Annotated in this window: 7 protein-coding genes and 1 riboswitch; of the genes, 2 read left to right on the top strand and 5 right to left on the bottom strand. The window is 65.9% G+C overall.

Annotated features, from left to right (window positions below):
• Positions 1-150: 150 nt before the first annotated feature.
• The 4 genes from WCE05_RS25405 to lpxO all read right to left on the bottom strand — a co-directional run bounded on the left by WCE05_RS25405 (position 151) and on the right by lpxO (position 4,644).
• Positions 151-2,277, bottom strand: coding sequence for a TonB-dependent receptor (locus WCE05_RS25405; RefSeq protein ID WP_368816791.1), 2,127 nt, complete (start codon positions 2,275-2,277; stop codon positions 151-153).
• Positions 2,278-2,389: 112 nt separating this feature from the next.
• Positions 2,390-2,595, bottom strand: a riboswitch (cobalamin riboswitch).
• Between the two features lie 62 nt (positions 2,596-2,657).
• Positions 2,658-3,227, bottom strand: coding sequence for a GNAT family N-acetyltransferase (locus tag WCE05_RS25410; RefSeq protein ID WP_225789660.1), 570 nt, complete (start codon positions 3,225-3,227; stop codon positions 2,658-2,660).
• Positions 3,228-3,305: 78 nt separating this feature from the next.
• Entirely contained in the window at positions 3,306-3,650 is a 345-nt protein-coding gene (locus WCE05_RS25415; protein ID WP_225789659.1) for a carboxymuconolactone decarboxylase family protein, read from the bottom strand.
• A 94-nt stretch (positions 3,651-3,744) separates the two neighbouring features.
• A complete protein-coding gene (gene lpxO, locus WCE05_RS25420) occupies positions 3,745-4,644 on the bottom strand; it encodes a lipid A hydroxylase LpxO (RefSeq protein ID WP_225789658.1) in 900 nt (299 codons plus the stop codon).
• A 179-nt stretch (positions 4,645-4,823) separates the two neighbouring features.
• Between lpxO and thpR the strand changes: the two genes are divergently transcribed.
• The gene (gene thpR, locus WCE05_RS25425) at positions 4,824-5,369 is read left to right on the top strand and encodes an RNA 2',3'-cyclic phosphodiesterase (protein WP_225789657.1); all 546 of its coding nucleotides are present in this window, start codon (positions 4,824-4,826) and stop codon (positions 5,367-5,369) included.
• Positions 5,370-5,394: 25 nt separating this feature from the next.
• Here thpR and WCE05_RS25430 read toward each other — a convergent pair whose 3' ends face one another.
• Positions 5,395-5,997 carry an NAD(P)H-dependent oxidoreductase gene (locus WCE05_RS25430; protein WP_225789656.1) on the bottom strand — a complete coding sequence of 201 codons (603 nt, stop codon included), beginning with the start codon at positions 5,995-5,997 and terminating at the stop codon, positions 5,395-5,397.
• Positions 5,998-6,090: 93 nt separating this feature from the next.
• Here WCE05_RS25430 and WCE05_RS25435 point away from each other — a divergent pair.
• The coding region (locus WCE05_RS25435) for a TetR/AcrR family transcriptional regulator (protein WP_368816792.1) at positions 6,091-6,600 on the top strand (510 nt) is incomplete at its 3' end.

Consider the following 6,600-nt stretch of genomic DNA (forward strand, 5'->3'; position numbering starts at 1 on the left):
CTTGTCATGGGGGCAGGCAAGAGGGATTGCGAGATGAAATGTTATCTTATAATTATTTGTTGAGGTTCGATAGCGCTTTTTCAGGTGGGGGGCTGTGCGATGGGCTGCAAAGCAGCCCCAGTACCGCTCAATTGGAGAAAGCCGCTCAGGTCAGAAGCTGTAGTCGACTGTCGCGAAGTACGACCGTGGCGCGCCGAGCAGCCATTGCTCACCACTGTGGGCGGCCACCACATAGTCACGGTTGAACAGGTTGTTCAACTGCAGCCCCAGGCGCACGTCCGGCAGCACCTGCCAGCCGAGGTTGGCATCGACCACGGTGTAGCCGGGGACGCTCTGGCTGTTGGCGGTGTTGGCGTAGCGCTCGTCGACGTAGCGCAGGCCGATGCCGGCATCCACGGTCTGGCCGAAACCCTTGCTCAGCCACAGGTTGGCGGTGCGGCGCGGCACGTTGGCCGGGCGGTTGCCGGCGCGGTCCTGGGGAACGCCGCCGACCCTTTCATCGAAGTCATCGTACTTGGCGCGTACCACGGCGGCGTTGGCCGATACCTGCCACTGGTTAGCCAGGGCCAGCTCCAGGGTCGCCTCCAGGCCGTCGGAGGTCTGTTGGCCGGCTTGCTGCTTCTCGTGGGTGACCGGGTCGTCCACCAGCAGCTTCTTCTTGACGATGTGGTAGGCCGCCAGAGTCCACTCGCCACGGCCGTCCCAGAAGCGCTGCTTGAGGCCCAGTTCGGTCTGCTTCGACTCGGTCAGGTCATAGTTCATCTGCGTCGGGTTGAGGCTGATGAGGTTGTTGACCCCGTCCTCGCTGGTGGAGTACTGGCCGTACAGCGACAGCTCGTCGGTCACCGCGAAGAGCAGGCCCGCGCGCCAGTTGCCGCCCTGCAGGCTGCGGTCGCTGCGGGTGTCGCTGACCAGGTTGTCCCGATCGATGTGGTTCTGGTCACGGCGTACACCGGTGACCAGCGACAGGCGATCGGTGAGCTGGGTGCGGTTCTCGGCGAACAGCGCGAAGGTACGGGTGGTGGACAGGGTCTGTGGGCGCAGCGCCGATCGGCTGTGGAACTCGCCCGGTGCCGGCTGCCAGGGGTCGATGTAGTCGCCGCCCACGTCTTCGTACGGCGAGTTGTTGTCGACGTTGAAACGGATCCTGTTGTACTCGGCACCCACCACGGTCTTGCTGGCCAGGCCGAACAGGCTGTGGTCGAAGGTGAAGCTCTGGCGGTCGCCGATCTGCTCCTGGTCGTGCTTGATCTGCAGGTAGCTGCCGCGTTCGAGCTGGCCGCGGTCGGCATCCCAGGTGTAGTCCTCGGCGTTGCGCCAGTGCCGGCGGCTCTTGATGTAGTACAGCTGGTTGCTGGCGCTGAGGTGGTCGTTGATCGTCCAGTCGGTGTCGAGGCGGGTCCACTCGTCGTGGTAGCGCTGGACGTCGTCGCGAATGTTGTAGTTCTTCTTGCGCAGGCTGTCGCGGTAGTGGCCGTCGATCAGCGGGGTGCCGAAGTAGTTCATCGGCTCGGCATCGCCGCGCTCGTGGGCGAGGGTGAAGCTCAGGTCGTCGCTGGCGTCGAAGCGCAGGGCGGCGCTGAGGGCCAGGTTGCGCGAGTCGCCGCGATCGACCCAGCCATTGCCTTCCTGCTTGTTCAGGGTGACCCGGTAGCTCAGGCGCTCGCTCAGGCTGCCACCGCTGTCCAGGCCGAGCTGTTGGCGGTCCCAGGAGCCGTAGCCCAGGCGCAGGTGGTTGCGGATTTCGCCGGCGAAGGGTTTTTTCGGGATGACGTTGATCACCGCGCCCGTGGCGCCTTCGCCATAGAGCACCGAGGCTGGGCCACGGATCACGTCGATGCGCTCGACCATCCACGGATCGACCGGGAAGCTCTGGGTACCGGCGCCGGTGTACAGGCGCGAGCCGTCGAACAGCGTCATCACCGAGCTGTGGCCGGTGAAGCCGCGGGCGGAGAGGGCGGTGCCGCCGTTGCCTGGGGTGCCGACCGAGGTGATGCCTGGCGAGCGGGTCACCGCGTCTTGCACGGTGAGGTTGTTACGCTGCTGGATCTGCCCGGCGCTGATGCTGCTGGTGCTGGCCGGGGTCTCCAGGGCGCTCAGGTTCAGGCGCGAACCGGCTCGGGTCGGCGTGGCCAGGTCGACGACCTGTTCGTCGCGGGTATCGGTGATGGCCGTGGAGGGCAGGGCCAGTACTGGCCCGTCGTGTTCATCGGCCAGGGTCGGAAGGGAAACGGCCAGGCAGGCCGCCAGGGTATGAAGCTTGGAGATACGGGACATGTCGTTCCACTGTCGCAGGAATGAATGGATCCCGGTGGAAACAACGCATAGACGACCAAGCACGTACGCAGGCGCGCACGCGAAAACCGGCCTGCGCCCGCCCACCGCGGGTTGCCAACGAAAAGCTCCAGGCCGGTCTCCGGGCTTGCGAGGATCATGAACCGTTCACCTTCCCATGCATGCGCACAGTGGTATGTCGAAGGGTTCGCTCGCCTACCGTTGCGGGGGCAGCGCCGGACTTGTCGTGGCAACGACGCACCGGCTTCCCGTTTCACCCTGCGCGCGGCGGCGCAGGACACCTGAAACTGGCGCGCATCTGACCACCGAACGGGTGGGGAGTCAATCGTTCGGATGCAGCTTGCGCTGGTCCAGGAGGGCGATCAGCGTCCGCGCCGACGCGATACTCTGGCCTCGATGTTCTTGCGCCCGATCAGCAGGGCGGGCTTCTCCACCACCGGCTCGTCCGCCAGCCACTTGTACATCACCAGGCAGTCCACCAGCCCCAGGCGAGCGTGCCGGTAGGCCTTGGGCAGGCGGCCGACGGTCTCGAAGCCGAGCTTGTGCCACAGCGCCACGGCCACCTCGTTGGTCGCCACCACCGAGTTGAACTGCAGGGCCAGGAAGCCCTCCTGGCGTGCCAGCTTTTGCGAGTGCTCGCACATCAGCCGCGCCACGCCACGGCCGCGGGCGGCCGGCGCGACCATGTAGCCGCAATTGCCCACGTGGGCGCCGGGGCCGGCGGCGTTGGCCTTGAGGTAGTACGAGCCGAGCAACTCGCCATGCGCCTCGGCCACCAGGGTTCGCAGGGGCAGCTCCAGCCAGAGCTGGCGGGCCTGCTCGACGCTGAGCCCGGGGTCGAAGGCATAGGTTTCGCGGGCCTGGACGATGGCCTGGAAGGTGGGCCAGAAGCGTTCGAAGTCTTCCGGGGTCATGGGACGGATGTGGATCATGGCGGCTCCTGCACGGGCTTGGCCGCCAAGTCTGGGTTGCCCGGCGCCGCCGCGCAAGGGCTGCGGCGCCGGAGGCGTTCAGTCGCTCGCCTTGCCGACCGCATCCAGGGCGCGGGCCGAGTAGACCAGCGCGGCACCGGCGTTCATCGCCACCGCCACGCCCAGCGCCTCGGCGATTTCCTCACGGGTGGCGCCGTGCCTGACGGCCTGCTGGGAGTGCACGGCGATGCAGCCGTCGCAGCGGGTAGTCACCGCCACGGCCAGGGAGATCAGCTCGCGGGTCTTGGCATCCAGGTGGTTGGTCTTGGCCCCGGCACCGCTGGCAGTCATGTAGCCGGCCACGGTATCGGGGGACAACTGCTTGAGATCGCCGATGCCGGCCATCAACTGCCTACGGTAGGCGTCCCAGTCCATCATGCTCATGGTTTTCACCTTGTTCGGTGGTGACAGGAGCTTTCAGGCTAGTCGAAGAACGAGGCTCTGGAGGGGCTGTGATGGCCAGGGCAGCGTCTTCGCTTCAGATGTAGATGAACACCAGCACCAGCGCCGCGACCACCGCCCACTTTTCCAGGTAGTAGCGGGTGCGGTTGCGCTTCTTCAGGGCCTTGCCGCGCTCGCGGATGCGGTAGATGCGGGTGAACAGGCGATTGATGCCGCCGGTCTTGTCGTTGGCGTCGTTGGGGGCCGCCGCGGCGGCCATGACGTTGCGGCTGAACCAGCGGTTGAAGGCGGTCGCCCAGCGGTACTTGAGCGGGCGCTCGACGTCGCAGAACAGGATGATGCGGTTGTGCTCGGTGGTGTTGGCGGCGTAGTGGATGTAGGTCTCGTCGAACACCACTGCCTCGCCGTCGCGCCAGGCGTACTTCTGGCCATCGACATCGATGTAGCAGCCGTCGTCGTTGGGCGTGTCCAGGCCCAGGTGGTAGCGGTAGGAGCCGGCATAGGGGTCACGGTGGCGCACCAGCTTGGCGCCTGGCGGCAGGGTGGCGAACATGGCCGCCTTGACCGAGCCGATACCCTGCAGCAACTCGGTGGTGCGTGGGCACAGCTTCATCGCCGAGGGGTGGCTCTCGCCATACCACTTCAGGTAGAAACGCTTCCAGCCGGTCTTGAAGAACGAATTGAATCCGACGTCGTCGTAGTTGTCGGATTTCTTGATCTCGCCCACGTGCAGCAGTTGCTGGGCCTCCTCGCGGATTTCCCGCCAGTGGTCCTTGAGCGGCTGCAGTTCGGGGAAGGACTCGACCGGCAGGTAGGGCTTGGCCGGGTGCTGGGAGAACAGGTACAGGAAGCTGTTGACCGGAGCCAGGAAGCTGGAGTGATCGCCCAGTTGGCGGGTCAGCTTGTGGCGAACCCGACCGCGCAAGTGAACATAGGCGATCGAGAGTGCGAAGATCAGGACGAGTGCGATTTTCATGAACGGATACTTGTCGAAATGGCCATGCGCCATGGCTTGAGCCCGCCAGCATAAACAATCGTGCCAGGCCTGTGCACCCGTCTTAAGTGGAAGGCGCAAACGTTTCATCCTGGTTCATCTGCCAGGTATCGAGGTGAGCGTACACTCGGGGCTGGCGCCCCACAGATCGAGGAGCATGCATGGCCCAGGATTCACGCCCCAGCGGTGCGCCCTTCAAGCGCCTGTTCTTCGCCTTGCCGGTCAGCGATGCCCAGCGCCGTGCCATCGCCCAGTGGCGGCGCAGCCTGGGGCTGCGCAGTGGAAGGCCCGTACCGGCCGAGAACTTCCACCTGACCCTGCTGTTTCTGGGCGATGTGGATGCCGCGCGGTTGCCGGCCCTGTGCGCTGCGGTCGACAATCTCACGCGCCCGGACGCGCCTTTGCGCCTGCTGCTCGACCGCTTGCAGGTGTGGCAGCGCGCCGGTGTGCTGGTGCTCGAACCTGGGGAGACGCCACCGGCGCTGCGGCAACTGGTCTATGCCCTGCAACAGGCGGCGCTGCCGCTGGGCATTGCCGAGCAGGTCCGCGAGTACCGGCCACACCTGACGCTGTCGAGGGACTTCCGTGGCCAGCCGCCGGAAGCCGCGGCGGCACCGGCGTTCTTCCTCGCCGTCCGGCACTTCACCCTCTACGAGTCACGCAAGGGTCGCTACTGGCCGTTGGCCGAATGGTCGCTGACGGGCTAAGGCATGGGCAAGCAAGGTCGGGTTCCTATGCTGTTTGGCTGCGGGCCGGCTCGAACAACTGCTGGCCCAGTTGCCAGGCGGTGCGCAGGTGGCCCTTGGGATCCTGGCCCTCGCTGTCGGTGAGCACGTTCGAACTCAGTACCTGAGCACCGCAGTAGTCGAAGATGCCGTGTTCGATTTGCACGCGCATCGCCTCGCCGTAGCCATGCCGCTCGAAGGTACCGGCATCGGCACCTGCGACGCCGACCAGGTGCACGGTAAGGCCCTGGAGTTTCTTGATGGTCGGGCCGTTGACCTGGTAGTCGAAGGCCCAGCCATTGCTGAACACACGCTCGACCCAGCCCTTGAGCAGCGCTGGCAGCGACCACCAGTAGACCGGGTACACCAGCACCAGCGCATCGGCGCGCTCGATGCGCGCCTGCTCGGCGAGCACATCCGCCGGTGGTGGGGCCAGGCGACGATGCACGGCATGGTCGGCCAGGCCGAAGCGGGGGTCGAAGCCTTCTCGGGCCAAGTCGGCGATTTCGGCCGTGTGGCCGGCGCTGGCCAGGCCGTCGGCGATGCGTTGGGCGAGGGCATGGGTCAATGATTCTGGGTCGTGGTGGCCGATGACGATCAGGGCATGCATGGCGGTTCTCCAGATGAAAGGGTGCGTGAGTGGGGGCGGCGTTATATACTCGTAGTAAGTTACTGTTGGTAAGTTACTTTTGGTAGGTAATCGATGTCAAGCGATGACAAACCGCTGCCGCGCAAACGCCTGTCCCGTGAGGCGAGGCGCCGCCAATTGCTCGACGTGGCCTGGCAACTGATCCGCGACGAGGGCACCGACGCCTTGAGCCTGGGGCGCCTGGCAGAGCAGGCTGGGGTGACCAAGCCGGTGGTGTATGACCATTTCGAAACCCGCACGGGATTGCTGGTAGCGCTGTACGAGGAGTACGACGCGCGTCAGACGAGCATGCTCGAGGCGGCGTTGGCGGTCAGCGAAGCCAGCCTGCAGGTACGTGCCGGGGTGATCGCCGCGGCCTACGTGGAGTGCGTGATGACCCAGGGGCGCGAGATACCTGGTGTGTCCGCGGCGCTGGCCGGGTCGCCGGAGCTGGAGGCGCTCAAGCGGAGCTACGAGGGGCCGTTCCTGGAGAAGTGCCGGCAGGCCTTGGCGCCGTTCGCGCCGAGGGGGGATATCGGCGCTGCTGGGTTGCGGGTGCTGGTGGGGGCGGCAGAGGCGCTGTCG

Source organism: Pseudomonas sp. I2 (genome assembly GCF_040984075.1).
In the GTDB taxonomy this organism is placed as follows: Bacteria; Pseudomonadota; Gammaproteobacteria; order Pseudomonadales; family Pseudomonadaceae; genus Aquipseudomonas; species Aquipseudomonas guariconensis_B.